The sequence below is a fragment of the Rhizobium zaerense genome (assembly GCF_051810725.1).
In the GTDB taxonomy this organism is placed as follows: Bacteria; Pseudomonadota; Alphaproteobacteria; order Rhizobiales; family Rhizobiaceae; genus Rhizobium; species Rhizobium leguminosarum_I.
The window spans coordinates 2702573-2725640 of record NZ_CM132690.1; the positions used below are offsets into that span (position 1 = coordinate 2702573).

At 61.1% G+C, this 23068-nt stretch carries 21 protein-coding genes, 1 pseudogene and 1 riboswitch; of the genes and pseudogenes, 10 read left to right on the plus strand and 12 right to left on the minus strand.

Annotated features, from left to right (window positions below; genetic code table 11):
- Nucleotides 1-19 precede the first annotated feature (19 nt).
- A complete protein-coding gene (locus ACS4RR_RS13090; protein ID WP_456188885.1) occupies nucleotides 20-787 on the plus strand; it encodes an SDR family oxidoreductase in 768 nt (255 codons plus the stop codon).
- 379 nt (nucleotides 788-1166) lie between these two features.
- Here the strand turns inward: ACS4RR_RS13090 and ribB are convergent, their stop codons facing one another.
- The 6 genes from ribB to ACS4RR_RS13120 all read right to left on the minus strand — a co-directional run bounded on the left by ribB (nucleotide 1167) and on the right by ACS4RR_RS13120 (nucleotide 7664).
- Nucleotides 1167-1802, minus strand: coding sequence for a 3,4-dihydroxy-2-butanone-4-phosphate synthase (ribB, locus tag ACS4RR_RS13095; protein WP_222279332.1), 636 nt, complete (start codon nucleotides 1800-1802; stop codon nucleotides 1167-1169).
- A 126-nt stretch (nucleotides 1803-1928) separates the two neighbouring features.
- Nucleotides 1929-2079, minus strand: a riboswitch (FMN riboswitch).
- 192 nt (nucleotides 2080-2271) lie between these two features.
- Nucleotides 2272-3054, minus strand: a complete 783-nt coding sequence (locus tag ACS4RR_RS13100; protein WP_456188886.1) for a glucose 1-dehydrogenase — start codon at nucleotides 3052-3054, stop codon at nucleotides 2272-2274.
- A gap of 265 nt (nucleotides 3055-3319) precedes the next feature.
- Nucleotides 3320-4108, minus strand: coding sequence for an SDR family oxidoreductase (locus ACS4RR_RS13105; protein ID WP_170282213.1), 789 nt, complete (start codon nucleotides 4106-4108; stop codon nucleotides 3320-3322).
- 22 nt (nucleotides 4109-4130) lie between these two features.
- Nucleotides 4131-5609, minus strand: a complete 1479-nt coding sequence (locus tag ACS4RR_RS13110) for a sugar ABC transporter ATP-binding protein (protein ID WP_456188887.1) — start codon at nucleotides 5607-5609, stop codon at nucleotides 4131-4133.
- A 28-nt stretch (nucleotides 5610-5637) separates the two neighbouring features.
- Entirely contained in the window at nucleotides 5638-6567 is a 930-nt protein-coding gene (locus ACS4RR_RS13115) for a sugar ABC transporter substrate-binding protein (protein WP_017964582.1), read from the minus strand.
- A 116-nt stretch (nucleotides 6568-6683) separates the two neighbouring features.
- Nucleotides 6684-7664 carry an ABC transporter permease gene (locus ACS4RR_RS13120; protein WP_017964581.1) on the minus strand — a complete coding sequence of 327 codons (981 nt, stop codon included), beginning with the start codon at nucleotides 7662-7664 and terminating at the stop codon, nucleotides 6684-6686.
- Nucleotides 7665-7873: 209 nt separating this feature from the next.
- Between ACS4RR_RS13120 and ACS4RR_RS13125 the strand changes: the two genes are divergently transcribed.
- The 4 genes and pseudogenes from ACS4RR_RS13125 to ACS4RR_RS13140 all read left to right on the plus strand — a co-directional run bounded on the left by ACS4RR_RS13125 (nucleotide 7874) and on the right by ACS4RR_RS13140 (nucleotide 12203).
- Nucleotides 7874-8683: a transketolase gene (locus ACS4RR_RS13125; protein ID WP_222294608.1), complete on the plus strand. Its 810-nt coding sequence runs from the start codon at nucleotides 7874-7876 to the stop codon at nucleotides 8681-8683.
- Nucleotides 8683-9639: a transketolase family protein gene (locus ACS4RR_RS13130; protein WP_222294607.1), complete on the plus strand. Its 957-nt coding sequence runs from the start codon at nucleotides 8683-8685 to the stop codon at nucleotides 9637-9639. Before ACS4RR_RS13125 ends, ACS4RR_RS13130 begins: the two co-directional genes overlap by 1 nt.
- A 126-nt stretch (nucleotides 9640-9765) precedes the next feature.
- Nucleotides 9766-11231, plus strand: a pseudogene (locus ACS4RR_RS13135) (FGGY family carbohydrate kinase).
- 21 nt (nucleotides 11232-11252) lie between these two features.
- Nucleotides 11253-12203: a sugar-binding transcriptional regulator gene (locus tag ACS4RR_RS13140; protein WP_017964577.1), complete on the plus strand. Its 951-nt coding sequence runs from the start codon at nucleotides 11253-11255 to the stop codon at nucleotides 12201-12203.
- 21 nt (nucleotides 12204-12224) lie between these two features.
- Here the strand turns inward: ACS4RR_RS13140 and ACS4RR_RS13145 are convergent, their stop codons facing one another.
- Genes ACS4RR_RS13145 through ACS4RR_RS13155 form a run of 3 tightly spaced genes read right to left on the minus strand, consistent with a single transcriptional unit; the run spans nucleotide 12225 to nucleotide 15184 of the window.
- Complete coding sequence (locus ACS4RR_RS13145; RefSeq protein ID WP_222294604.1) at nucleotides 12225-12977, minus strand: ABC transporter ATP-binding protein; 753 nt, start codon at nucleotides 12975-12977, stop codon at nucleotides 12225-12227.
- Nucleotides 12971-14041 carry a FecCD family ABC transporter permease gene (locus tag ACS4RR_RS13150; protein WP_222294602.1) on the minus strand — a complete coding sequence of 357 codons (1071 nt, stop codon included), beginning with the start codon at nucleotides 14039-14041 and terminating at the stop codon, nucleotides 12971-12973. The genes ACS4RR_RS13145 and ACS4RR_RS13150 overlap by 7 nt, the downstream gene beginning before the upstream one ends.
- Nucleotides 14042-14047: 6 nt before the next feature.
- On the minus strand, nucleotides 14048-15184 hold the full coding sequence (locus tag ACS4RR_RS13155) for an ABC transporter substrate-binding protein (RefSeq protein ID WP_222294600.1): 1137 nt from the start codon (nucleotides 15182-15184) through the stop codon (nucleotides 14048-14050).
- A gap of 115 nt (nucleotides 15185-15299) precedes the next feature.
- Here ACS4RR_RS13155 and ACS4RR_RS13160 point away from each other — a divergent pair, with 115 nt between their 5' ends.
- Nucleotides 15300-16085 (plus strand): class I SAM-dependent methyltransferase, encoded by a 786-nt coding sequence (locus ACS4RR_RS13160; RefSeq protein WP_456188888.1) that lies wholly within the window; start codon nucleotides 15300-15302, stop codon nucleotides 16083-16085.
- Between the two features lie 279 nt (nucleotides 16086-16364).
- Here the strand turns inward: ACS4RR_RS13160 and moaA are convergent, their stop codons facing one another.
- Nucleotides 16365-17411 carry a GTP 3',8-cyclase MoaA gene (moaA, locus tag ACS4RR_RS13165; protein ID WP_017964572.1) on the minus strand — a complete coding sequence of 349 codons (1047 nt, stop codon included), beginning with the start codon at nucleotides 17409-17411 and terminating at the stop codon, nucleotides 16365-16367.
- Nucleotides 17412-17547: 136 nt separating this feature from the next.
- On the opposite strand from moaA, the gene ACS4RR_RS13170 reads away from it, so the two are divergent.
- Together ACS4RR_RS13170 and ACS4RR_RS13175 are read left to right on the plus strand one after the other, a co-directional pair.
- The gene (locus ACS4RR_RS13170; protein ID WP_170261044.1) at nucleotides 17548-17922 is read left to right on the plus strand and encodes a gamma-butyrobetaine hydroxylase family protein; all 375 of its coding nucleotides are present in this window, start codon (nucleotides 17548-17550) and stop codon (nucleotides 17920-17922) included.
- Nucleotides 17923-17981: 59 nt separating this feature from the next.
- On the plus strand, nucleotides 17982-19172 hold the full coding sequence (locus tag ACS4RR_RS13175; RefSeq protein ID WP_222294779.1) for a low temperature requirement protein A: 1191 nt from the start codon (nucleotides 17982-17984) through the stop codon (nucleotides 19170-19172).
- A gap of 3 nt (nucleotides 19173-19175) precedes the next feature.
- Here the strand turns inward: ACS4RR_RS13175 and ACS4RR_RS13180 are convergent, their stop codons facing one another.
- Entirely contained in the window at nucleotides 19176-19643 is a 468-nt protein-coding gene (locus tag ACS4RR_RS13180; RefSeq protein ID WP_456188889.1) for a MarR family winged helix-turn-helix transcriptional regulator, read from the minus strand.
- A 47-nt stretch (nucleotides 19644-19690) separates the two neighbouring features.
- On the opposite strand from ACS4RR_RS13180, the gene ACS4RR_RS13185 reads away from it, so the two are divergent.
- Both ACS4RR_RS13185 and ACS4RR_RS13190 read left to right on the plus strand, forming a co-directional pair.
- Entirely contained in the window at nucleotides 19691-20671 is a 981-nt protein-coding gene (locus ACS4RR_RS13185) for an alpha/beta hydrolase (RefSeq protein ID WP_170261039.1), read from the plus strand.
- A gap of 37 nt (nucleotides 20672-20708) precedes the next feature.
- The gene (locus tag ACS4RR_RS13190) at nucleotides 20709-21320 is read left to right on the plus strand and encodes a pyridoxamine 5'-phosphate oxidase family protein (RefSeq protein ID WP_170261038.1); all 612 of its coding nucleotides are present in this window, start codon (nucleotides 20709-20711) and stop codon (nucleotides 21318-21320) included.
- Nucleotides 21321-21664: 344 nt separating this feature from the next.
- Here the strand turns inward: ACS4RR_RS13190 and ACS4RR_RS13195 are convergent, their stop codons facing one another.
- Nucleotides 21665-22732, minus strand: a complete 1068-nt coding sequence (locus ACS4RR_RS13195) for a GGDEF domain-containing protein (protein WP_260110962.1) — start codon at nucleotides 22730-22732, stop codon at nucleotides 21665-21667.
- Nucleotides 22733-23068: the final 336 nt, after the last annotated feature.

Sequence of the window (23068 nt, forward strand, 5' to 3'; positions counted from 1 at the left end):
CAACCCAGGAGAAACCGACATGACACTTCTGAACGGCAAGATCGCCATCATCACCGGCGCAAGCTCCGGCATCGGCCGCGCGGCGGCGAAACTCTTTGCCCGGGAAGGCGCGAAACTCGTGGTCAACGGCCGGCGGCAGGACGCGCTTGATGCCGTCATTGCCGAAATCGAGGCGGAAGGCGGGCAGGCCGTCGCCATATCAGGCGATGTCAGGGACGAGGCGCTGCAGGCAAGGCTTGTCGAGACGGCGGTCTCGCGCTTCGGCGGGCTCGATATCGCCTTCAACAATGCCGGCGTCATTGGCGAGATGGGGCCGGTGACAGGGCTTTCGCTGGAGGCATGGCGCGAGACGATCGAGACCAACCTCACCGCCGCCTTCCTCGGCGCCAAGCACCAGGCGGCGGCAATGGGAGCGCGCGGGGGATCGCTGATCTTCACCTCGACTTTCGTCGGCCACACCGCCGGCATGCCGGGCATGGCCGCTTATGCCGCCGGCAAGGCGGGGCTTATCGGCCTCGTGCAGGTGCTCGCCGCCGAACTCGGGAGGCAGAACATCCGCGTCAACGCACTGCTGCCAGGCGGCACCGACACACCCGCCAGCATCACCAACGCGCCGGACGCCACGCCGGAACTGCTCGCCTTCGTCGAGGGGCTGCATGCGCTGAAACGCATGGCCCAACCCGAAGAGATCGCCAATGCGGCGCTTTTCCTCGCCTCCGACATGTCGAGCTTCGTGACCGGCACGGCGATGCTGGCGGATGGCGGCGTTTCGATCAGCCGGACATAGGGCGGACGATCGGGGCCGTTCATTTGCATTCGCTTGCGCTCAACGCATTCGCGGCTTTGCCGCTCACCCCCTCATCTGCCTGCCGGCATCTTCTCCCTGCTGGGGAGAAGGGGAGTCGTGGCAACGTCTTGCATTCTTGGGAGCCCAGTTGTGGAAATGACAGCCGTTCGGCTTGCTCCCGCTTCTCCCCGGTGGGGAGAAGATGCCCGTAGGGCAGATGAGGGGGGGTGAGGAGCAGTCGCGACGAACGCCTTGAGCACAAGCGAAAGGCAATGGCCTCAGCGGAGAATAACCCGGCGCACGCGTCCCATCCGTCGAGGCCCATTAGGCCCCTTCCGAATGAGGCGCTCTGCTGTTGGTGCCGCCTTGAGGGCTACGATCAGGCGACTTCGCGTATGTCTTTTGCCGCCTGGCGTTCGAGATAGGCAACCAGATCCTCGATGGTGACGAGCAGGAGGTCATGGCGTTTGGCGAAAAGGGTGAGCTCGGGGAGGCGGGACATGGTTCCGTCGTCATTGGCGACTTCGCAGATGACGCCGGCCGGGGTCTTTCCGGCGAGGCGGGCGAGATCGACGGCAGCTTCGGTGTGGCCAGGGCGGCCGAGCACGCCGCGGGGATTAGCGCGCAGCGGAAAGATATGGCCGGGGCGGGCGAATTCGTCAGGCTTTGTGCGATCGTCGACGAGGGCGCGGACGGTGGCGGCGCGGTCGGCTGCCGAGATGCCGGTCGTTGTGCCCTTGAGATAGTCGACCGAGACCGTGAAGGCGGTTTTGTGCGATTCCGTGTTGTTGGGCACCATCAGCGGTATATCGAGTGCATCGAGACGCTCGCCTTCCATGGCGATGCAGACGAGGCCGCGGGCGTGGGTCATCATGAAGGCGATTGTTTCCGAGGTGACGGCATCGGCGGCGACCACGATATCGCCTTCGTTTTCCCGGTTCTGGTCATCGACGACGACGACCATCTTGCCGCTGGCAATGGCTGATATGGCATCTTCAATTCTTGCGATAGTCATGCTGTCTGGCCTTTCAAGGGTTATGTCAGCGGGCTGACATGATCTGCTCGGCTCAATCCGTGAGCGAGCCTTCTGCCCTTGGGCGAACAAACGTCAGCCGACTCCGGGATGGAGTGCGACTGCCCGTGTTGTCCTCTTCCATCCGGACTATACCGTCGGCTCCGGCATCTCACCGGATCTGCTGACCTTCCGGCAGGAGGTGCCGGAAGCGCTCGCGGGCTCCAGGATTGCTCCTGATACCGCCGGTGGGGAATTACACCCCGCCCTGAGAACATTTCAAAGATAGAATCAAAAACAGGCGGATGGCAAGGTCACTCGACGGGGCAAAAATGCAAAGCTGCCATGACGCCGATGGACACACTGTTCACATGGAGGCGACGACCGGGTCGCCTTCCGCGCTTCGTTGGTGGTTTGATGTTTGTTTCAGGTCGTTGTCTCAAAGCCGCTGCGCACTTTTGGGCGACCTGCGTCAGGACATGATCAGGCCGCCGTCGACATTGATCGTCTGGCCGGTGATATAGGCGGCGTCCTCGCTGGCGAGGAAGGTCACCAGGCCGGCGACGTCTTCGCCAGAGCCGGCCCGTTTCATCGGGATGCCTTCGACCCATTCCTTCATCAGCTCGCCGGGGGCGTAGTTGCCGAGCAGCTTGCCCCAGGCCTGGTCGTTATAGGCCCACATGTCGGTCTCGATGATCCCGGGGCAGAAGGCGTTGACGGTGATCTTCTCGGTCGCGACTTCCTTGGCCAGGCTCTGGGTAATGCCGACGACGCCCATTTTCGAGGCGGCATAATGCGGCGTGTAGATGAAGCCGTCGCGGGCCTGGCCGGAAGCGGTGTTGATGATGCGGCCGCCGCGCTTGTGCTTGCGCATCCTTGATATCGCCTCCTGGGCGCAGAGGAAGACGCCCTTGGTGTTGACGGCCATGACCTTGTCCCATTCGTTTTCGGTCAGGTCCTCGACGCGGGCAATAGTGATGACGCCGGCATTCTGGATCGAGACGTCGACCGAGCCGAATTCCTTTTCGGCGGTATCGTAGAGGGCGGTGACGCTCGCCTTGTCGGTGACGTCGCCGATGAAGGAGACCGCCTTGCCGCCTTCGGCCCGGATCTGTTCGGCGACGCCGTGAACCAGGTCCTCGTTGGCCGAGACGACGAGATTGGCGCCTTCTTTCGCAAAGCGTTTGGCGATCGCCGCTCCGATGCCGCGGCTACCCCCGGTAATGACGACGGTCTTCTGCTCAAAGCGTTTCATGCTCTTTCCTTGTCCATCGATAAACAGCAAATCTCGGTGCGACCTACCGTGCGATCATTATTGGATCTCAACCGCTTGTCGCGAATTCAGGCAGTCTTGAGCGCGGATGACGACGCCCGAGCCCCCATTCCGTTCGATCAGCGCGAAGGGCGGGCAGACGACGATGTCGCACGCCGTCATACCCGTTAGTCCCTTCAGCGCCTCGATCTCAGCCAGGGAGGAAGCGAGACCGGTCACTTTCCAGCGGCGGCAATGAGCTTTCTCATCACCAGCAGCAGAAACCGCCGTCGACGAGAAGATCGACGCCGGTCACGAAACTTGCTGCATTCGACAGCAGGAACACCGCCGGACCTACCATCTCGTCGACTTTTGCCATGCGCTGCATCGGCGTCTGCTCTTCGAAGAGCTTGGTCTGGTGGACCATCTCCGGGCGGGTGTTCATGGGCGTTGCCGTGTATCCGGGGGAGATGGTGTTGACGCGAATGCCGCGGTCGACCCATTCCATCGCCATAGACTTCGACATATGGATCACGCCCGCCTTGGAGGCGTTATAGTGCGCTTGGTTCAGCCCCCGGTTTACGATCACACCCGACATAGAGGCGATGTTCACGATGGAGCCGCGTCCGTTCTTCAGCATGGCGCGGGCCTCGGCCTGGCAGGAAAGAAAGATGCCTTTGAGGTTGATATCCATCAACGTCTGATATTGGTCCTCCTCCATCTCTTCCGCCGGGTTCGCGTTAGCGATGCCTGCAGCGTTCACAGCAAGCGTCAGCGCGCCGAGATCCGCTTCGGTCCGTGCTACGGCCTCTCCAAGGGAAGATTTGCTCGTGACATCCGCCGCGATCTGGATCGAGCGGCGACCGGCGGCGCGAATATGTTCAGCCGTCTTGACCAGTCCGTCGTCGGTTCGGCGGTCGAGCAGCGCCACGTCGGCGCCGCATTGCGCAAGGCCGATGGCAATGTGCTGACCAATGCCGCTGCCGGCTCCGGTAACGATGGCAACCTGGCCGCTGAGATCGAAAAGCTTCGGGGCGTTCAGAGTGATGTCGGACACCGCTCTTCCTTTCTCTGTCTGTTTAGATGGTCGCTAGCTCCATGACCGAAACGTCGTTTGCCTGGTCACGATTGAGAATCCCCGCCTGCTTGCCTTGCGCAAGCACGAGAATGCGATTGGAGACTCCAAGAACCTCTTCGAGGTCAGAGCTTACGACGATGACCGCCACGCCCTGTTTGGCAAGATTGACGATGATGTCGTAGATGCCCGCTCGGGCGCCGACGTCGATGCCCCTCGTCGGCTCGTCGAGCACAACGACCTTGGGATCGCGCATGAGCCACTTCGCGATCACGACCTTCTGCTGGTTGCCGCCGGACAGGTCCGAGGCGTGCTGTTCAGCACGGCCCTTTACGCCGAACTTGGCAACTGCCTTTTCTGCAAAGGAGCGCTTGACGCGCGGCGTGATCCAACCGCCGCCGAGTTTGTCGAGATTGGCATAGACAATGTTCTCGCTGATCCGGTGCCCGACGATCAGGCCCTGCTCCTTGCGGTCTTCCGGAACCATCACGATACCCTTGGCGATCGCGTCCGCTGGATCGCGCAGCCTGAGTTCCTCGCCTTCCAGCTTGATCGAACCAGCACTGATTGGATCTGCTCCCGAAATCGCACGCACCAGTTCGGTGCGGCCGGCACCGACCAATCCGGCGATGCCCAGAATTTCCCCGGCCCGGACCTCGAAGGTAACGTCACGGAACGAGTTGTCCGGCGAGCTCAGCCCGGACACCTGGAGTACCGGGCGATTTGTCGGAACCGGAAGGGTAGGGAACAAGCGGTCAAGCGGGCGCCCGACCATGCTCTCGACAATCGTTCGCACCGGGGTGGCGCTGTCGGAGAATTCCTGCACCCGCTCGCCGTCACGAAGAACGACGATCCGGTCGGTTATCTGCTTGATCTCTTCCATGCGGTGGGAAATATAGACGATGCCGACGCCTTCTGAGCGAAGCTTCCGAACCTGTTCGAAGAGAGCTTCCGTCTCCGCTCCGCCAAGGGCGGCTGTCGGCTCATCGAGGATCAGGAGTTTTGCGTTGAGAGCCAGCGCCTTGGCGATCTCGATGAGTTGCTGATCCGCCGTGGAAAGGCCGGCGACCGTCCGCGTTGCAGGAATGCGAAGGTTCAAGCGAGCGAGCTGGTCCTGGGCCCGGCGAACCATCTGGGCGCGGTCGACGACGCCGTTCTTCATCGGCCAGCGTCCGATGAAGACGTTTTCCGCGATCGACAGCTGCGGCAGTAGCTGCAGTTCCTGATGTATCAGGACAACGCCCTTGTCGATGGCTTCCCTTGGAGTGGCCGGGGCATAAGGCTGCCCCAGCCATGTCATTGATCCTTCGGAGGGCGAGCGTGACCCGGCAATAATGCCCGACAACGTCGACTTGCCCGCTCCGTTTTCACCGAGAAGTGCAACCACTTCGCCGGGGTAAACGTCCAAGCTGACATCCTTCAGAACCTGGAGTGGCCCATACCATTTGGATATGCCCCTCAGGGAAAGAACGGGATCAGTCATGGCACACCTCCTCAAGACCTCGACTTCATTACGGATGGCTGGCGATGAAGCCTGCGACGTTTTCCTTGGTTGTCAGCGTGGCGTCCATAAGCTGCACCGGCGGTACTTTTTCTCCGGCGACAAGCTTGGCGGCATTTTCGACCGCATCGCGGCCCATCTTCTGCGTCTGCTGTGTCGCCGTTACGTTGAAGACGCCCTTGCTCAGCGCTTCGAGAGCCGCGGTGTCGCCATCGAAGCCGCCGACCACGATCTTCTGCGACGGATTGGCGACCTTGATCGCCTGCGCGGCGCCGAGGGCGAGGCCGTCGGCCTGTGCGAACACGATGGAAACGTCCGGATTTGCCTGCAGCATATTCTGCATGATCTGGAAGCCTTCGTCCTGGCTCCAGATGTTGGAGAACTGTTCGGCGACAACCTTGACGTCCGGATATGCCTTGAGAGATTCAGCGCAGCCCTTCGAACGATCGACTTCCGGCGTCGTGCCCTTCTGGCCGTGGATGATGACCATCTTCCCCTTGCCGCCGGCTTCCTTCAGGATGTAGTCGCAGACGGCCTTGGCAGACGCGACGGAATCCGTTGCAAGGAAGGTATCGCCGGGTGCTCCCTCGGCGTTCCGGTCGACGTTCACGACCGGGATGCCGGCGCTCTTCGCAAGCTTGACCGGAACGGTCGCAGCCGCCGCACCTGCCGGAATATAGATCAGCGCGTCGATTTTCTGGGTCAGAAGATCCTGGATCTGGTTGACCTGCGTCGGTCCGTCGCCCTTCGCGTCGACCGTGATGACTTCGATGCCGCGCTTCTTGGCCTCGGCTTCGACCGATTGCTTGATCTGGTTGAAGAAGTTTGCCTGAAGGTTGGCAACGGCCAGGCCGAGCTTCTTCAGTTCCGCCGCATGTACGGGGCCGAGCATGAGGCCGAGCAGTGCAGCGGACGCGAGCATGGTGCGCGCTATTTTCATTGTATTTCCTCCGTTGTTTGATGGAACCCTCGGGTATGTCCTCCCCCTCGGGGTATTGATCCGCCCCAAATTTTGGGGCGGAATTCCGGGTCTGCCAACGCGGCGGACCCCGCTCGTCAGGCGCGACGCCGACGAATAGTCTCTGCGCCGACCGCGAGCACGATGACGATGCCGATGATCACCTGCTGCAGGAACGGCGAGACGTTGAGAAGGTTGAGACCGTTGCGAAGCACACCGATGATAAGAACGCCGATCAGCGTTCCACCGATGCCGCCCGCGCCGCCGGAGAGCGAAGTCCCGCCGATGACGACCGCAGCGATGGTGTCCAGTTCATAGCCCAGACCACTGGACGGCTGGACGGAATCCAGCCGTGCGGCGAGCACGATGCCTGCGAGCCCCGCAAGGACGGCACTAACGACATAGACGGCTATCGTCACGAGCGGGACGTTGATACCAGCCAGCCGCGCGACTTCGGCGTTTCCGCCCACCGCATAGAGCATGCGACCTTCGGACCGGAAGTGCAGGAAAAGCCACGCGGCAAGAACAACCGCAAGCATGAGGAATACCGTGGCAGTCATGATGCCGAAATGGCGATCGATGGCCAGCATCATGAACCAGTCGGGGAATCCGACGATCTGCTGACCGTCCGTGATCATGTTTGCAACGCCGCGAGCCGCGGACATCATCGCAAGAGTGGCAATAAAGGCTGGAACCCGGAACTGCGTCACCAGAAGTCCGACGATCAGGCCTGATACCGCTGAGGCGATGAGAGCAAAAGCGATCCCGACGGGCAGCGGTAGGCCGGCGACGTTGGCGGTCCAGCCCATGACCATCATCGCCAGCGCGAGTGCCGAGCCGACGGAAAGATCAATGCCGCCGATCAGGATGACGAACGTCATTCCTACCGCCATGATGCCGAGAACAGTGATCTGGTCGAGGATGTTGAGGCCGTTTCGAACCGAAAGAAACGTATCTGTGCTGAGGCTCAGAAAGACGCACAGTGCGAGCAGTCCGACGAGGGGGCCGGTAGCTCCCTTGAGCTTGCTCAGCCAGGCTCCGGACGAAAGCCTCTGTTCATTGATATCGAGCGCCACCATTGCTCCTCCCTATGCGTAGGCCTGTATCCGATATTTGCTCAGGGTAGAATAATTATTCATGCCTGCTGGAAAATTCATTAACAACTTGCCATTCAGCTGTCAATAAGCTTTCTTCGGGCATGTGCTCTCGGGAGCGTCTTAAGGGGCTTGACTAATCGGCTTGTTGTGCAAAAATATTGATGATTGAATATTTATGCACGGAGGAATTTATGGATCCGACAGAACTTGAGCGCATCGCCCGCCAGATCCGATTGCGCGATCTCCAGGCGGTCTTTGAAGCGGGCGCCGGCCATATTGGCGGCGAGATGTCGGTCATCGACATTTTGACGGCTCTCTATTTTCGTGTGCTGAATGTCTGGCCGGATCAGCCCAAACATCCCGACCGCGACAGGTTCGTTCTTTCTAAGGGGCATACGGCATGCGCGCTGTATGTAACGCTCGCAAAACGCGGCTTCATCCCGGAGGATGAGATTTCCACCTTCTTGAAGCCGCATTCGAGGCTGAACGGGCATCCAAATTGCAACAAGGTTCCTGGCGTCGAAACGAATACCGGGCCGCTCGGCCACGGTCTTCCGGTCGCAGTAGGAATGGCGATAGCCGCCAAGCTCTCAGGCGCGAAATATCACACCTATGTCGTCACCGGCGACGGTGAGATGCAGGAGGGCTCAAACTGGGAAGCGATCATGGCGGCAGCTCAGTTCAAGCTCGATAACTTGACGTTGATCATCGATCACAACAGGTTTCAGCAGGGCGCTGCACTGGCCGATACCAATGATCTCGCCCCGCTTCGTCCGAAGCTTGAAGCATTCGATTGGGAAGTCAGCGAAATCAACGGGAACAAAATGAGCGAAATCGTTCCGGCTCTCGAACACCGCGGGCCAAGACCGCATTGCATCGTCGCCCATACCAACAAGGGCCATGGAATATCGTTCATGCAGGACCGGGTCGACTGGCACCACAAGGTACCGAGCAAGGAACAATACGAAATTGCGTTGGCAGAATTGTCGGAGGCACTGTAATGAATGCGCCAATAAACCCACCCAGGCTCTACGATTGCCGCGACGCGTTCGCTGCTGCGCTTGAGCGGCTGGCCGCCGAAAACGAAACCATCGTTGCCGTCTGCAACGACTCTGTGGGTTCCTCCAAGCTCGGCGGCTTCAAGGCGAAGTTTGCAGAGCGCCTCGTCAATGTCGGCATCGCAGAGCAGAACATGGTGGGGGTTGGCGCAGGCCTCGCCAATGGCGGACGTCTTCCATTTGTGTGCGCCGCTGCTCCGTTTCTCACGGGACGGTCGCTGGAGCAGATCAAGGCCGATATTTCGTATTCGAATGCCAACGTCAAGCTGGTCGGCATTTCTTCCGGAATGGCGTATGGCGAACTCGGACCGACCCATCACTCGATCGAAGACTTCGCTTGGACGCGGGTTCTGCCCAATCTTCCGGTCATTGCGCCTTGTGACCGCATCGAAACGGCTGCTGCGGTTGAGTGGGCCGCGGCTTACAACGGGCCCTGTTTCCTGCGTCTGTCTCGCGTTGGTGTACCGGATCTGCTTCCGGAGGGTCACAGGTTCGAACTCGGCAAGGCAAACCTCCTTCGCCAGGGCTCCGACGTCACCCTTATCGCCAATGGCACTTTGACTCATCGCATCTTGAAGGCTGCCGAAATCCTCGCAGACCGCGGCATCAACGCCAGGGTGCTCAATCTTGCAACGGTTCGTCCGATCGACGAGGAGGCTATCATAGCAGCGGCGAAGGAAACCGGAGCGATCGTCACAGCCGAAGAGCATACGATCTTTGGCGGGCTGGGTTCCGCGGTAGCCGAAGTGGTGGTCGACAATGCTCCGGTCCCGATGAAACGTCTCGGAGTTCCCGGGGTCTATGCCCCGACCGGTTCGGCAGAGTTTCTGCTCGACGAATTCGGAATGGCGCCGTCCGCAATCGCCGACGCCGCGCAGTCGTTGATCAGGCGCAAGTAACTGGAATCGCGCGACTTTTGTTCTTATGCAATTCCGGACGGAAAACCGCTTGGCACTTTTCCTGGAATTGCTCTAGCCGGGACGCTTTTTGTCGTCCCGGCCGAGACCTGATCTGGGGAGGATAGAATGCGGGCAATTCTGGCAATCGACCAGGGCACCACCAATTCAAAGGCAGTTCTGGTTTCCGAAAGGGGAGAAATCGTCGGCAGAGGTTCGGCTGCTGTCGGCATTTCCTATCCGAAGCCGGGTTGGGTCGAACAAGACCCAAGCCGGCTCTACGCATCGGTTTGCGAAGCGATCGACGCCTGCCTGAAGGCCAGTCCCGATGTGACTATCGAGGCGGTGGCCATTTCCAACCAGCGCAGATCTGTCACCGCCTGGGACGCCGAAACGGGAGACGCGCTTGGACCGGTGGTAAGCTGGCAGTGTCGTCGTACGGCACAGGATTGCGAGCGTCTCATTGCCGAAGGCCGCCTTGACCGTGTGCAGGCGCTCACAGGCCTGCCATTGGATCCGATGTTTCCAGGTTCGAAATTCCGATGGCTGCTCGACCGTATTCCGGCCGGGCGATCGGTGCGGCTGGGAACGGTCGACAGTTGGCTCGTCCACTGCCTGACCGGCGGGCGTCGGCATGTTTGCGACGCTTCCAATGCCGCCAGGAGCCAGTTGTTCGATCTGCGGGAACAGAGATGGAGCGATGAACTTGGCGAGATCTTCGGCGTCGAAATCGCGCTCCTCCCCGAGGTACTAGACAGCTCTGCCGATTTCGGCCGGACGCAAGGATTGCCGGGGTGCCGGATGGCACTCCGATCATGGCTGCGATCGGAGACAGCCACGCAGCCCTGTTCGGTCATGGAGCATTCAAGCCGGGCGACGGAAAGGTGACCTTTGGAACCGGCTCTTCGGTCATGACGACGCTGCCGCGATTCATTCCCCCACGCAACGGCGTCACAACCACCGTCGCATGGCGCATCGAGGGAAAGCCGACTTTCGCTTTCGAAGGCAATATTCTCGTCTGCGCCGCCAGTCTTCCCTGGATGGCGGAGATTCTCGGCTTGGCGGATGTGGCGGCCCTTGTCGAACTTGCGGCGAGCGCTGAGCCGGGCGGACCTGGTTTCGTGCCGGCATTCGTGGGACTGGGCGCACCCTATTGGAAGTCCGACGCCCGTGCCCTGTTCTCCCAGATCAACTTCAATACGACACGTGCGCAAATGGCTCGGTCGGTCACAGACTCCATCGCCCTGCAGGTGCATGACGTGATCGCGGCCATGCGGGCACAGAGCGGCGGCGCGCTCGGCGCGCTCTACGTGGATGGTGGGCCGAGCCAGAACCGCTTTCTGATGCAGTGTGTCTCGAACCTCATCGAACATCCGGTGATCCAATGTGAAGCACCCGAGGCTTCGGCTTTGGGCGCTGCTTACCTGGCGGGGCTTTCGCTCGGCTTGTGGAGCAATCTCCAGAACGTCGCGGAGTTGCCGCGAAACACTCAAATCATTGAGCCGCAACCCGTGGATCGCGCGCTGCTTCTCGATACCTGGAATGATGCGCTTGCCCGCTCGACGGTCCGCGAAACAAAGGCTAAAGGTGAATAAAAATTCACTCTGGGAATAGCGATGACTCGCCTTAACGAACTCCGCCTGATTTCAAGGGTCGCCCAGATGTACCATATGGAGGGACGGCGACAGGCGGAGATCGCACAGCACCTTCGCCTGTCGCAGGCGACGGTGTCGCGGATGCTCAAGCGTGCCGAGGCTGAAGATATCGTGCGAACCAGCGTGATCCCTCCCGCCGGCACCTACAGCGAGCTCGAGGGCGCGCTTCGCGAGAAATACGATCTGCCGGAGGCGATCGTCGTTGAGTGCACGGAAGATCGGGACGGAGCGATCATGGCCCGTATCGGAGAGGCAGCGGCTCATCTCTTGGAGGTGACACTTGCGCCAGGGGAGATCATCGGCGTTTCGAGTTGGAGCCAGACCATTTTCAAGATGGTCGAGAACATTCATCCTCAGAAGAGCGCTCAGGCGAAATACGTCGTCCAGACCCTTGGAGGCATGGGGGATCCTTCAGTGCAGACGCATGCGACGCAGCTTACCACGCGGCTTGCACGGCTGACCGGCGCCGAGCCGAAACTGCTTCCCGTGCAGGGCGTTACCTCGTCCAGAGAGGCAAAGCTTCTGATGCAGGCCGACCCGTTCGTCCGCGAGACGATTGACCTGTTCGGCAGCATAACGCTTGCGATAGTCGGAATCGGAGCAGTCGAACCGTCCGAACTTCTCGCACGGTCCGGCAACATCTTTTCGTCCCGCGAACTGTCTGATCTCGCGGAAGCGGGAGCCGTCGGCGATATCTCCCTTCGCTTCTTCGATAAAAACGGCAAGCCGGTCAAGACACCCCTGGACGACCGGGTCATAGGCCTTCCACTTGAGGATCTCGAACGAGTGGACCGGGTCATTGCTCTTGCCGGCGGGTCCAAAAAGACCGACGCGATTGCAGGGGCGCTCCGCGTGGGAGTCATCGACATGCTTGTTACGGACAAGTTTACCGCGCAGCGATTGATTAGCTGACGAGGCAGACTGTTGCCAGCCTCAATGCGCCGTCCCATCCACGATCACATGGTCGTACTCCATCGAGCATTTCTCGACCCGGGCCTCGACCCTGTAGATCTCGCGCAGCATCTCGGCGGTGACGACATCCCTTGGGGTGCCGCAGGCGTGCATGCGACCGTTGGCGATGACGAGGACCTTGTCGGCAAAGCGCAGTGCCTGGTTAAGATCGTGGATGGCGATCAGCACGATCATGCCCTTGGTGCGGGCCTGGCGGCGCATGAAGTCGAGGACCTCGACCTGGCGGTGGAGGTCGAGCGCGCTTGTGGGTTCGTCCATCAGCATAATCTCGGGTTCGCGCACCAGCGCCTGGGCGATCGAGACGAGCTGGCGCTGGCCACCGGAAAGCGCGCCGAGATCGCGGAAGGCGATGGCTGACATATCAAGCGCCTTCATGACCTCGTCGATGAAGCGCAGGTCGCTGTCGCTGACGGCCCAGGACTGACCCTGCTTGCGGGCGAGCAGGATGGATTCGTAGACCGTCAGCACCGCGTTGGCCGAGGTATCCTGCGGCATGTAGCTGATGGCGTTTTTCGTTTTCGAGCCTTCGACGACGACATGGCCCGGCCCTTTGAGCAGACCGGTGATGCGCTTGAAGAGCGTCGACTTGCCGGCGGCGTTCGGGCCGATCACTGCGACGACCTCGCCCGATGTCATCATTGGCGTCGTCACGTCTTCGACGAAGAGTTTGCGGCCGTGATAGGCGCCGACCGATTGTAACTGAAGCGCTACCATGACCGGCTCCTGTTCGAGAGGATGAGCGAGAAGAAGAAGGGCACGCCGACCAGTGCGGTGATGATGCCGATCGGAAAGATAACGCCGGGGATGATCGACTTCGAGACGATCGAGGTCAGCGACATCAATAGCGCGCCCGACAGGATCGAGCCCGGCAGAAAAAAGCGCTGATCCTCGCCAAGAATCATGCGTGATATATGCGGCCCGACCAGGCCGACGAAACCGATGGTGCCGACGAAGCTGACGGGGACTGCGGCAAGCAGCGAGACCACCAGCATGGTCTGCAGCCGGATGCGGCGGACATTGACGCCGAAGCTTGCGGCCTTGTCCTCGCCAAGCCGGATCGCCGTCAGCGCCCAGGCGTTGCGGGCAAAGAGCGGCAACGCGATCAGCAAGACGGCGAGCGTCACCCAGATTTTCGGCCATGTGGCCTTGGTGAGGCTGCCCATCGTCCAGAAGACGACGGCCGACAGCGCCTGTTCTGAGGCGAGATATTGCAGGAAGGCGAGGGCCGCATTGAAGGTGAAAACGAGGGCAATGCCGAGCAGCACCACCGTCTGCACCGAGACGCCGCGGGCCTGCGAGACGAAATGGATGAAGAGCGTGGCGATCAGCGCCATGATGAAGGCATTGACCGGCACGAGCAGGCCGGCTGCAACAGGCAGAAGCGGAACGCTGGTGACGATCGCCAGCGCTGCGCCAAAGCTTGCCGCCGCCGAAATGCCGAGGGTGAAGGGGCTGGCGAGCGGATTGGCGAGGATCGTCTGCATCTGTGCGCCGGCGACGGAGAGCGAGGCGCCGACGACGATCGCCATCACCGCAACCGGCATGCGGATGTCCCAGACGACGGCCCGCACCTGATCCGAAACGGAGGAGGGGTCGAGGAGGGCGGCCACGACCTCGGTAAGACTATAGCGGGCCGGGCCCCAGGCGAGATCGACGGCAAAGCACAGGCAGAGTGCTGTCGTCATGGTGGCGAGGATCAGCAGCTTGCGCCGGGCGAGGGCGCGGTAGCGCTCCCTCCCAGCTTCGGCTTCGATCGATAGTGCGGCGATCTCTGCCATTTCGGATTACTGACCCGCCTTGGCGTCGACCCAGTAACCCGGCTGGTAGGCGACCGGCAGGAATTTTTCGTGGAATTCCTTGAAGGTGGCATCCGGATCGAGATCGGCAAAGAGGTTGGGATGAAACCACTTGGCCAGTTGCTGAACGGCAACGAACTGATAGGGGCTGGTATAGAACTGGTGCCAGATCGCATGGACATTGCCGCCGGCAACCACCCTGGAGCCGGTAAAAGCAGGGTTTTCCATCAGCGTGTTCAGCGACTTGCGGCTGTCGTCAAAGGTGGCGACGGCATTCGGGCCGACATTCACATAATCCTTGGCATTCTTGGTCTGGCTCCAGTTGGAGCCGGTGACGACGATGACATCGGGATTGGAGGCGACAACCTGCTCGGCATTGATCGAGCCGGTATAGCCCGGCAGGAAATCGGAGCCGAGATTGTGGCCGCCAGCCCAATCGACCATCAGGCCGAAATTATCGGGACCGAAGGTGCCGCAGCATTCCACGAGGCCGGCGGCGCGGTACATGAACACATTCGGCTTTGGCGGATTGGCCGCCTTCAGTCTGTCGGTGACGCGGGCCATCTGCTCTTTCCAGAAGCTGGCGACGGCTTCGGCGCGGCCCTCATGGCCGAAGATCTGGCCGAGGATCTTCAGGCTCGGCTCGGTGTTGGCGAGAATGTGCTCGCGGAAATCGATATAGACGATCTTCACGCCGATGCCGCTGAGCATCTCCTCGAGCTTCACCTCGTCGGCCGCCGTCTTGTTGCCGATCGGCAGCAGCAGCACGTCGGGATGCAGCTTGACGACCGTTTCGGTCTGCAGAGTGCCGTCCGTCAGATTGCCGAGGAAGGGCAGGTCCTTGCCCTTGGGGAACTTCTCGACATAGGCGTTGAAACCGTCCTTGTCGGTGGTCCAGAGATCGTTGCGCCAGCCGACGATCTTGGCGAAGGGATCTTCCTTCTCGATGGGTGCTACGGCATAGAGCATGCGACCTTCCCCTAGGATCACACGCTCGACCGGCTTGTCGAAGGTCACTTCGCGGCCCGCAACATCCTTGACGGTGAAGGATTGCGCCCAGGCCGAAAGTGGCATCAAGCCGGCAATCGCAGCCGCGGAAACTGCGAGCATTTTCACGAAATTCATCTGGAAATTCCCCTGATGTCTGAATAATGTCCGCAGGCATAAGAAATATGACTTTATGAATCAAGTTATATGTTTTAGAGCATTTCCAAACTGATCCGATGCCGGGGCTCTCAAGATGAATTCGACGAACACAAATTACTCCATCCGCGACGAAATCCGCGATTTCTGGTCGGAGAGGGCGGCAACCTTCGACCAGAGCGTCGGCCATGAAATCTTTTCTGAAGGCGAGCGGAAGGGTTGGCAGCGGCTGATCCGAAAGCATCTTGGCGCCGGGCAGGGACGGGCAGCGCTCGATCTTGCCTGCGGCACCGCCGTGATCTCGCATCTGATGAACGATGTCGGCTTCAAAGTCACCGGCCTCGACTGGTCGGATGCGATGCTGGCGCAGGCGCGCGCCAAGGCCAAGAAGCGCGGCACCGATATCCGCTTCGTCGCCGGCGACGCCGAAAACACCATGGAGCCCAAGGACAGCTACGACGTCATCACCAACCGCCATCTTGTCTGGACGCTGGTCGACCCGGCTTCAGCCTTCAAGGAATGGTTCTCGGTATTGAAGCCGGGCGGCAAGGTGCTGATCCTCGACGGCAATATGGGTAAGGAAACCTGGGTCAAGGGCCTGCAGAAGCTCTGGACGAAGGTGACCGGCAAACTGCCGGCGAGCCACATGTCGCCGGAGATGATGGCGCGGCACCAGAAGATCCGCTCACGCGTGCATTTCTCCAGCCAGATGCCGGCCGAAGCAGTTGTCGATCTTTTGCGCCAAGCCGGTTTTACGGATATCGTCGTCGACCGCAAACTCGCCGATATCCATTGGGCGCAGGCGCGCAAGATGCCGTTCCTGCGCGGGCTGGAGCGCATGGTGCAGGACCGGTTTGCGATTTGCGCGCGTAAGCCTTGGTGATGGGGATTGGGGCGGCTCCCTCTTCTCCCCAGCGGGGAGAAGGTGGCCCGCAGGGTCGGATGAGGGGGCCACTCGGCACAGCGTTGATTGCCCTTCGCTTGCGCTCGGCGCACTCGCGGCTTCGCCGCTCACCCCCTCATCTGCCCTGAAGGGCATCTTCTCCCCGCTGGGGAGAAGGGGAGTCTGCCGCACCGTATCCCGGCCCTTCGCATTGCTCAGGGCGTTCGGCGCTGCAATCGATTCACTGGATCGATTGCTCCCGCTTTGCGGGACCGCTTCTCACCCTCCGGTGACACTCATATGCCTGGCCACCGCCGGGCGATTATGCGTGCGGTCGATGATGAAGTCGTGGCCTTTGGGTTTGCGGGTGATGGCCTCGTCGATGGCGGCGTGGAGGAGGGCGTCGTCTTCGGTGGCGCGGAGTGCGGCGCGGAGATCGGCGGCGTCGTTCTGGCCGAGGCACATATAGAGTGTGCCGGTGCAGGTGAGGCGGACGCGGTTGCAGCTTTCGCAGAAATTATGGGTCATCGGCGTGATGAAGCCGAGGCGGCCGCCGGTTTCTTCGACCCTGACGTAACGCGCCGGGCCGCCGGTCTGGTAATCGATGTCCGCAAACGTGAACTGCTCTTCGAGATCGGCGCGCAGCTTTGAAAGCGGCAGGTACTGGTCGGTGCGGTCTTCTTCGATCTCGCCCATCGGCATGGTTTCGATGACGGTCAGATCCATGCCGCGGCCATGGGCGAAGCGCAGCAACTCCGGCATCTCGGCATCGTTGAAATCCTTCAGCGCCACGGCGTTGAGCTTGATCTTCAGCCCTGCCTTTTGAGCCGCGTCGATGCCTTCCATGACCTTGGCGAAATCACCCCAGCGGGTGATCTTGCGGAACTTGTCGGGGTCGAGCGTATCGAGCGAAACATTGATGCGACGCACGCCGCAATCATAGAGCTCCTCGGCGTGGCGGGAAAGCTGCGAACCGTTGGTCGTCAGCGTCAGCTCGTCGAGGCCGGAACCGATCTTCTGGCCGAGCTGGCGAACCAGATACATGATGTTCTTGCGCACCAGGGGCTCGCCGCCGGTCAGCCTGATCTTTCGGACACCCTTGGCGATGAAGGCGGAACAGAGCCGGTCGAGCTCTTCCAGCGTCAAGAGATCCTTCTTTGGCAGGAAGGTCATATTCTCCGCCATGCAATAGGTGCAGCGGAAATCGCAGCGGTCGGTGACGGAGACACGGAGATAGGTGACCGCCCGCCCGAAGGGGTCGATCATCGGGTGCGCACCTGCCACCAGCGGCGATGCATTACCTACCGTTCCAACTCTGGTGTTCACCTGTATCTCCGTACTCTCATCAATGTGGGCATATGCTATTGTCGCGTCAAGGGAAACAGCCCGCGCGAGCATGCCAATTTCAGCTTGCGCCGAAAAAGATCAGCGCCTACTCCTCGCATGAGAAGAGGACAAAATGATGAGCGATATCTGGCCGACCGAACTTCGCGTCTCGAAAGACAGGCAGCGGCTGGTGGTAACCTTCGATGACGGTCTGAGCTTCGACCTGTCGGCTGAGCTCTTGCGCGTTCTGTCGCCCTCGGCCGAGGTGCAGGGCCATGGGCCAGGACAGAAGGTGACGGTGCCGGGCAAACGCAATGTCGCGATCATCTCGATGATGCCGACCGGCAATTACGCGGTCCGCATCGGCTTCGACGACATGCACGATACCGGCATCTACACCTGGACCTATCTGCGCGAACTCGGCGAGCGGGGCGATGAGCTGTTTTCCGCTTACGAGGACGAACTCCGCGAAAAAGGCATGAACCGCGACACGGCGGAAAAGCCGCGCTGATGCTCACCTGAGCGCCGCTACACTTTCAATCCACGGGTAATCCAGCCATCGGGGGCCATATGGCGAAGACGAACGGAAAGAACTGGCTCCGCGCCAAGGGCAGCGCCAGCGGCAGCAAGGTGACCTTCCTCGAACTGTTCTTCGACCTGGTCTTCGTCTTTTCGATCTCGCAGCTCTCGCATGCGCTCGCCGCCCACTACACGCCGCTCGGTGCCGGCGAAGCGGCGCTGATGACCTTCGCCGTCTGGTGGGTGTGGATCTTCACGGCCTGGGTGACGAACTGGCTCGATCCGGACAAAATGCCGGTACGCGGCATGCTGGTGGCGCTGATGATGCTCGGGCTGCTGCTGTCTGCCTCCATCCCCGAGGCCTTCGGCGACAAGGGGCTGTTGTTTGCCGGCGCCTATGTGGCGATGCAGGTCGGGCGCTCGCTGTTTACGACCTATGCGATGACGCGCGTCGACCGCCCCAACACGCTGAATTTCGTCCGCATCAGCACTTGGCTCGTGGTTGCCGGGGTCTTCTGGATTGCCGGCGGGCTGCTCGAGCATGAAGTCCGGCTGATCGCCTGGGTGATTGCGCTGGCGATCGAATATGCCGGGCCGGCCGCGGGCTTTGCCGTGCCCGGGCTCGGGCGCTCGACGGCGCGGGACTGGGACGTTTCCGGCGCGCATATGGCCGAACGCTGCGCGCTCTTTGTCATCATCTGCCTCGGCGAAGCGATCCTCGTTTCCGGCCGAACCTTTTCGGAGCTGCCGTTCTCCGGGCTGACCAGCGTCGTCTTCGTCACCGGCTTCGTCGGCACGGTCGCCATGTGGTGGCTCTATTTCCGCTTCGGCCACGGGCGCGCCGCCCACCGCATCGAGCATGAAGAGACGCCGGGCAGCTTGGCGCGTCTGGCCTTCACCTATGGGCATATCCCGATCCTTGCCGGCATCATCGTCCATGCAGTGGCGGTCGAGTTCATGTTCTCGCATCCGCATGAAACCGGCAATCTCGGTATCGCCGCGGCCGTGCTTGGCGGCTCCGGCCTGTTCCTGATCGGCAATCTCTGGTTCAAGGGCGCGACCAGCGGCCAGCTGCCGCTATCGCATCTTGCCGGCCTGGTCCTTCTGATCCTGCTCGCCTTCGCCGCACCCTTCATCGAGGTCTATCTGATGGGCATCCTGGCGACGCTGGTGCTGATTATCGTCGCCGCTTGGGAATATCGCTCGCTGACCGGTACGGCGGCGGCGCCGACGCTGCATTGAACATCAGTCCTCGTCACGCAGATCTTTCAGCAGCATGGTGATGATCCGCTCCATCAAATCGGCGGTCGCCGTGCATTGCTCTATCGGCTCGTCCGACAGAACGCGGTCGATGAGGCCGGTCTGGATTGCCATGGCTTCTTCACTCAGCTTTCGACCGTCCGGCGTCAAATAGAGGCGCAGCACGCGCTTGTCGCGCTCGTCATCGCGGCGGAGGATCAGACCGCGCTTCTCCATCTGCGGCAGCAGCATGCTCATATTGGAGCGGCCGACCAGCAGCTTGCGCGCCAGCTCCTGCTGGGAGATGCCCTCGAAACGATAGAGATTGACCAGGATATCGAGGTGCGGCGGCTTGATGTCGAGATCGGCAAGCGAGCGGGCAAGAGATTGTTGCATCAGCTGGCAGGCGCGAGCCACCGCGATCCAGCTGCGAAAACGCGGATGATCCCAGGGAAGGGATTGATTTTTGTTCATCGTTGTACTTTATTGTTCAGTGTTGAACAGTCTTTTGGAATCCCACTATGGCAAACTTTGCGCTTGACGTCACCCGCCTCGGGTTTTCGGCTCTGCAGGCGATTTCGCCCGATCTGGCAGGCAGAGCGGCGTTCCAGCTGTTCTGCCGGACGCCATCGGCAAAGCCGAAGGGAGCAAAGGCGAAGGCAGCGCATGCGGCGGGTGCTGCCCGACTTTCCGGCGCCGAACGCTTCACCCTCAGGCTTGCCGGCGGGCGCCAAGCGCATGCCTACCGGCTGAACGGCGGAGCGAGAGGCAAGCGCCAGCGCTATCTGGTGACCCATGGCTGGGGATCGAGCGCGGCATATATGGCCGAACTCGTCTCGATGCTTGCGGCAACGGGCGCGGAGGTCGTGGCACTCGATTTTCCCGGCCACGGCCGTTCCGGCGGGCGCTTCCTGCATATGGGGCTCGCGGTCGAGACGATCGCGGCGGCCGAGGAGCGCTTCGGCGCCTTCGATGCGACGATCGGTCATTCCTTCGGCGGCGCGGCGCTCATGGTCTCGGCAGCGGAGCTGCTGCCTCGCGTGGCGCCTGTCAGCGGTGAGCGCCTGGTGCTGATCGGTGCGCCGAGCGAGATGGGCTGGCTGTTTGCCGACTTCGGCCGGATGGTCGGTCTTCGCTCTGCGGCGCAAGCGGCACTGGAGAACGAGGTCCACCGCGCCACCGGACGGAGGCTTGAAGACTTCGACGCCGGCGAAGCGGCGGGCGAGATCGGCCGCCCGGTGCTCGTCATCCATGCCGAGGACGACAAGGAGGTGTCGCCTCTCCATGCCAAGCGCTATGGCGCGGCGGGAAGGGGCGTTCGGCTGTTCTGGGCGAACGGCTTCGGCCACCGGCGCATCGTCGGCGCCGCGCCGGTTCTTGCCGCGATCGCGGCGTTTCTCGACGGCGATCGGGAAGCTGGTGAAGCGCCTGATGAAAACATCAAAAAAGATGCGGAGATCATTCCGTTTTTTGAGCTTCCGGCAAGGCGCGCGGCATTGTAGCGTCCGTCGCGAAGATCAAGCCGCGGCGGGACGTCTCATGAAAATCATCAGCAGCATCGAAGAGCTCAATACGATCTATAGCGCCGGCCTGTCGCCAGCCTCCGTCACCAAGGTGACGAAGCAATTGACCCCGCTCTATCGTGAGATGATCGAGATCTCGCCGTTCGCGGCACTTGCGACCGTCGGGCCGGAAGGGCTCGATTGTTCACCGCGCGGCGATCTTGGCGGCGTGGTGCGCGTCGCCGACGACGAGACGCTGCATCTGCCGGATTGGCGCGGCAACAACCGGGTCGATTCGCTCTCCAACATCGTGCGCGATCCAAGACTGGCGCTGATGTTCCTGATCCCCGGCTCGAACACGACGATGCGCATCAACGGCCGCGGCGTCGTCTCCGATGATGATGCGCTGCTTTCAAGTTTCGAGATGGACGGCAAACATCCGCGCACCGTCGTCGTGATTTCGATCGACGAGGTCTATTTCCAATGCGCGCGCGCCGTGATGCGGGCCGAGCTCTGGAATACCGAGCACTTCGCCGATCCAGCGAAGCTGCCGACGCCCGGGCAGATGCTGAAGGCTGCGACCGGCGATTTCGACCAGGAAACCTACGACCGGGAATGGCCGGGGCGGGCGGCAAAGACGATGTGGTAGAAAGCGTGCCGGTGGCTGCCGGCTTTTTACTCGGCGTCGCGGCGAACTCGTCCGTTTTCTCCCTCACGGATGAGCGAGGAATACGGCGCCGCCACAAGTCTCTTCTCCCCAGCGGGGAGAAGTGCCGGAGCGATAGCGAGGCGATGAGGGGGTGAGCGGCAAAGCCGCGAATGCGCTGAGCGCAAGCGAAGGCAACAATGAAGGGCATGCCGTGTGGCCCCCTCATCCGACCCTGCGGGCCACCTTCTCCCCGAGGGGAGAAGAGGGAGCAAGCCGCGCGAACTGGACAGCATCCCGCCGCCATCACCTTCCGGTGACAGTGTGCGTGCGGCGCTGGATCGCCGTCACGTCTTGTAGATCAGCCAGCTCTTGGTGAAATCCTTTTGCATGCCATCCTGATAGAGGATGGTGCAGTTGCGGCCGGCATTCTTGGCGCCGTAAAGGGCGATGTCGGTCTTGCTGTAGAGTTCGCCGGCATCATCGGCATTGGAGGCCATGCAGATGCCGATCGAGACGGTGACCGGGCCGTAATTCACCCGCGTGCGGGAATTCTTGAAGGGCGTCGTCTCCAGTGTGCGACGAATGCGCTCGGCGATCGCGGTGACTTCCTCGGGCGTGTTGCCATCGATGATGAGGGCGAATTCCTCGCCGCCGGTGCGGGCGACGAAGACGTCGCGGCGGACATTGCTGCGGATCACGGAGGCGACGGTGGCAAGCACTTTGTCGCCGACCGGATGGCCGTAGGTGTCGTTGATCTTCTTGAAATTGTCGATGTCGCAGAGCAGCAGCGCCGTCACCGGCCGCATGCTCGAATTGTCGAAGATGGCGGCGAGGCGGTCGTCGAAGGCGCGGCGGTTGGAAAGCCGCGTCAGCGAGTCGGTGTTGGCGATGCGCTTGTATTCGTCGAGTTCCTTGCGGACTTGATCCATCTCCTGCGAGCGCTGGACGACGTCCTCAACGGTACGTTCGCCATGCGCCATGGTGTCACCGGTCGCCTGGCTCAGGAGATCGATGGCGTTTTCGATCAGTTCGACGCTGGCATTGCTCTTGGAGGTGATGCGCTTGTGGGTCTCGCCGAGCAGCCTGGTATAGCTTTCGAGCGAGCTCTGCTCCTGCCTCAGGATCCGCAGCAGACCGTCGAGTTCGCCTGATATGCGCGTATGGGCATCGTCGAAGACGCGGGCCGGGCTGTGGGTGAAGTACTGCGCGCCGAGAGCATCGAGTTCGGCCTGGCTCACCTGGCCGCCGAAGGCCGCGAGTTCGCGGGTGAGAGCTGGATTAGAGCCGATATAGGCCTCGTAGAAGAGTTCGTAATTGCGCGGTATCGGCGCAACGCCCATGGAGCGCATGGCATAGGTGATCTGACCCGCAACGTCGGGAATTTGCACCTTGGGCGCGACAGCCGTATTCATCCGGCGAACTCCTCATATATTCAAAGGCAATATTCTATTTGTTAGCTTAAATTTCTTGGGAAAAGATTAAAGCGATATATACCAAAGATTACATGCGATAAATGCCGCATGGGGAAATACTTCGATCAGGCCTATGATTCTCCACGGAAAAACGTATCTTTATCGAGACAGTGCATACTCGTTGAGCGGGAGCGGCGTCTGAAAAACTTACAGTTCTTCTGTGCCGGAGAGCGTATTCATCTTGTCGACAGTTGGTTTTGGTCGTTTCGTATTGCAGCGGCGCAGAACATAAGCGCGTCGGATAAGGCGTCGGCTCGGTAAAGCAGGCGGCAACGC

Bases quoted from the DNA above. Each gene is read 5' to 3' on its own strand.
- ACS4RR_RS13175 (WP_222294779.1), top strand. From the start codon at position 17,982: ATGGCGAAGACGAACGGAAAGAACTGGCTCCGCGCCAAGGGCAGCGCC.
- ACS4RR_RS13120 (WP_017964581.1), bottom strand. From the start codon at position 7,664: ATGGTGGCGCTCGATATCAATGAACAGAGGCTTTCGTCCGGAGCCTGG.
- ACS4RR_RS13190 (WP_170261038.1), top strand. From the start codon at position 20,709: ATGAAAATCATCAGCAGCATCGAAGAGCTCAATACGATCTATAGCGCC.
- ribB (WP_222279332.1), bottom strand. From the start codon at position 1,802: ATGACTATCGCAAGAATTGAAGATGCCATATCAGCCATTGCCAGCGGC.
- ACS4RR_RS13090 (WP_456188885.1), top strand. From the start codon at position 20: ATGACACTTCTGAACGGCAAGATCGCCATCATCACCGGCGCAAGCTCC.
- ACS4RR_RS13110 (WP_456188887.1), bottom strand. From the start codon at position 5,609: ATGACTGATCCCGTTCTTTCCCTGAGGGGCATATCCAAATGGTATGGG.
- ACS4RR_RS13115 (WP_017964582.1), bottom strand. From the start codon at position 6,567: ATGAAAATAGCGCGCACCATGCTCGCGTCCGCTGCACTGCTCGGCCTC.
- ACS4RR_RS13160 (WP_456188888.1), top strand. From the start codon at position 15,300: ATGAATTCGACGAACACAAATTACTCCATCCGCGACGAAATCCGCGAT.
- ACS4RR_RS13140 (WP_017964577.1), top strand. From the start codon at position 11,253: ATGACTCGCCTTAACGAACTCCGCCTGATTTCAAGGGTCGCCCAGATG.
- ACS4RR_RS13150 (WP_222294602.1), bottom strand. From the start codon at position 14,041: ATGGCAGAGATCGCCGCACTATCGATCGAAGCCGAAGCTGGGAGGGAG.
- ACS4RR_RS13130 (WP_222294607.1), top strand. From the start codon at position 8,683: ATGAATGCGCCAATAAACCCACCCAGGCTCTACGATTGCCGCGACGCG.
- ACS4RR_RS13145 (WP_222294604.1), bottom strand. From the start codon at position 12,977: ATGGTAGCGCTTCAGTTACAATCGGTCGGCGCCTATCACGGCCGCAAA.
- ACS4RR_RS13185 (WP_170261039.1), top strand. From the start codon at position 19,691: ATGGCAAACTTTGCGCTTGACGTCACCCGCCTCGGGTTTTCGGCTCTG.
- ACS4RR_RS13170 (WP_170261044.1), top strand. From the start codon at position 17,548: ATGAGCGATATCTGGCCGACCGAACTTCGCGTCTCGAAAGACAGGCAG.
- ACS4RR_RS13100 (WP_456188886.1), bottom strand. From the start codon at position 3,054: ATGAAACGCTTTGAGCAGAAGACCGTCGTCATTACCGGGGGTAGCCGC.
- ACS4RR_RS13155 (WP_222294600.1), bottom strand. From the start codon at position 15,184: ATGAATTTCGTGAAAATGCTCGCAGTTTCCGCGGCTGCGATTGCCGGC.
- ACS4RR_RS13195 (WP_260110962.1), bottom strand. From the start codon at position 22,732: ATGAATACGGCTGTCGCGCCCAAGGTGCAAATTCCCGACGTTGCGGGT.
- ACS4RR_RS13180 (WP_456188889.1), bottom strand. From the start codon at position 19,643: ATGAACAAAAATCAATCCCTTCCCTGGGATCATCCGCGTTTTCGCAGC.
- ACS4RR_RS13125 (WP_222294608.1), top strand. From the start codon at position 7,874: ATGGATCCGACAGAACTTGAGCGCATCGCCCGCCAGATCCGATTGCGC.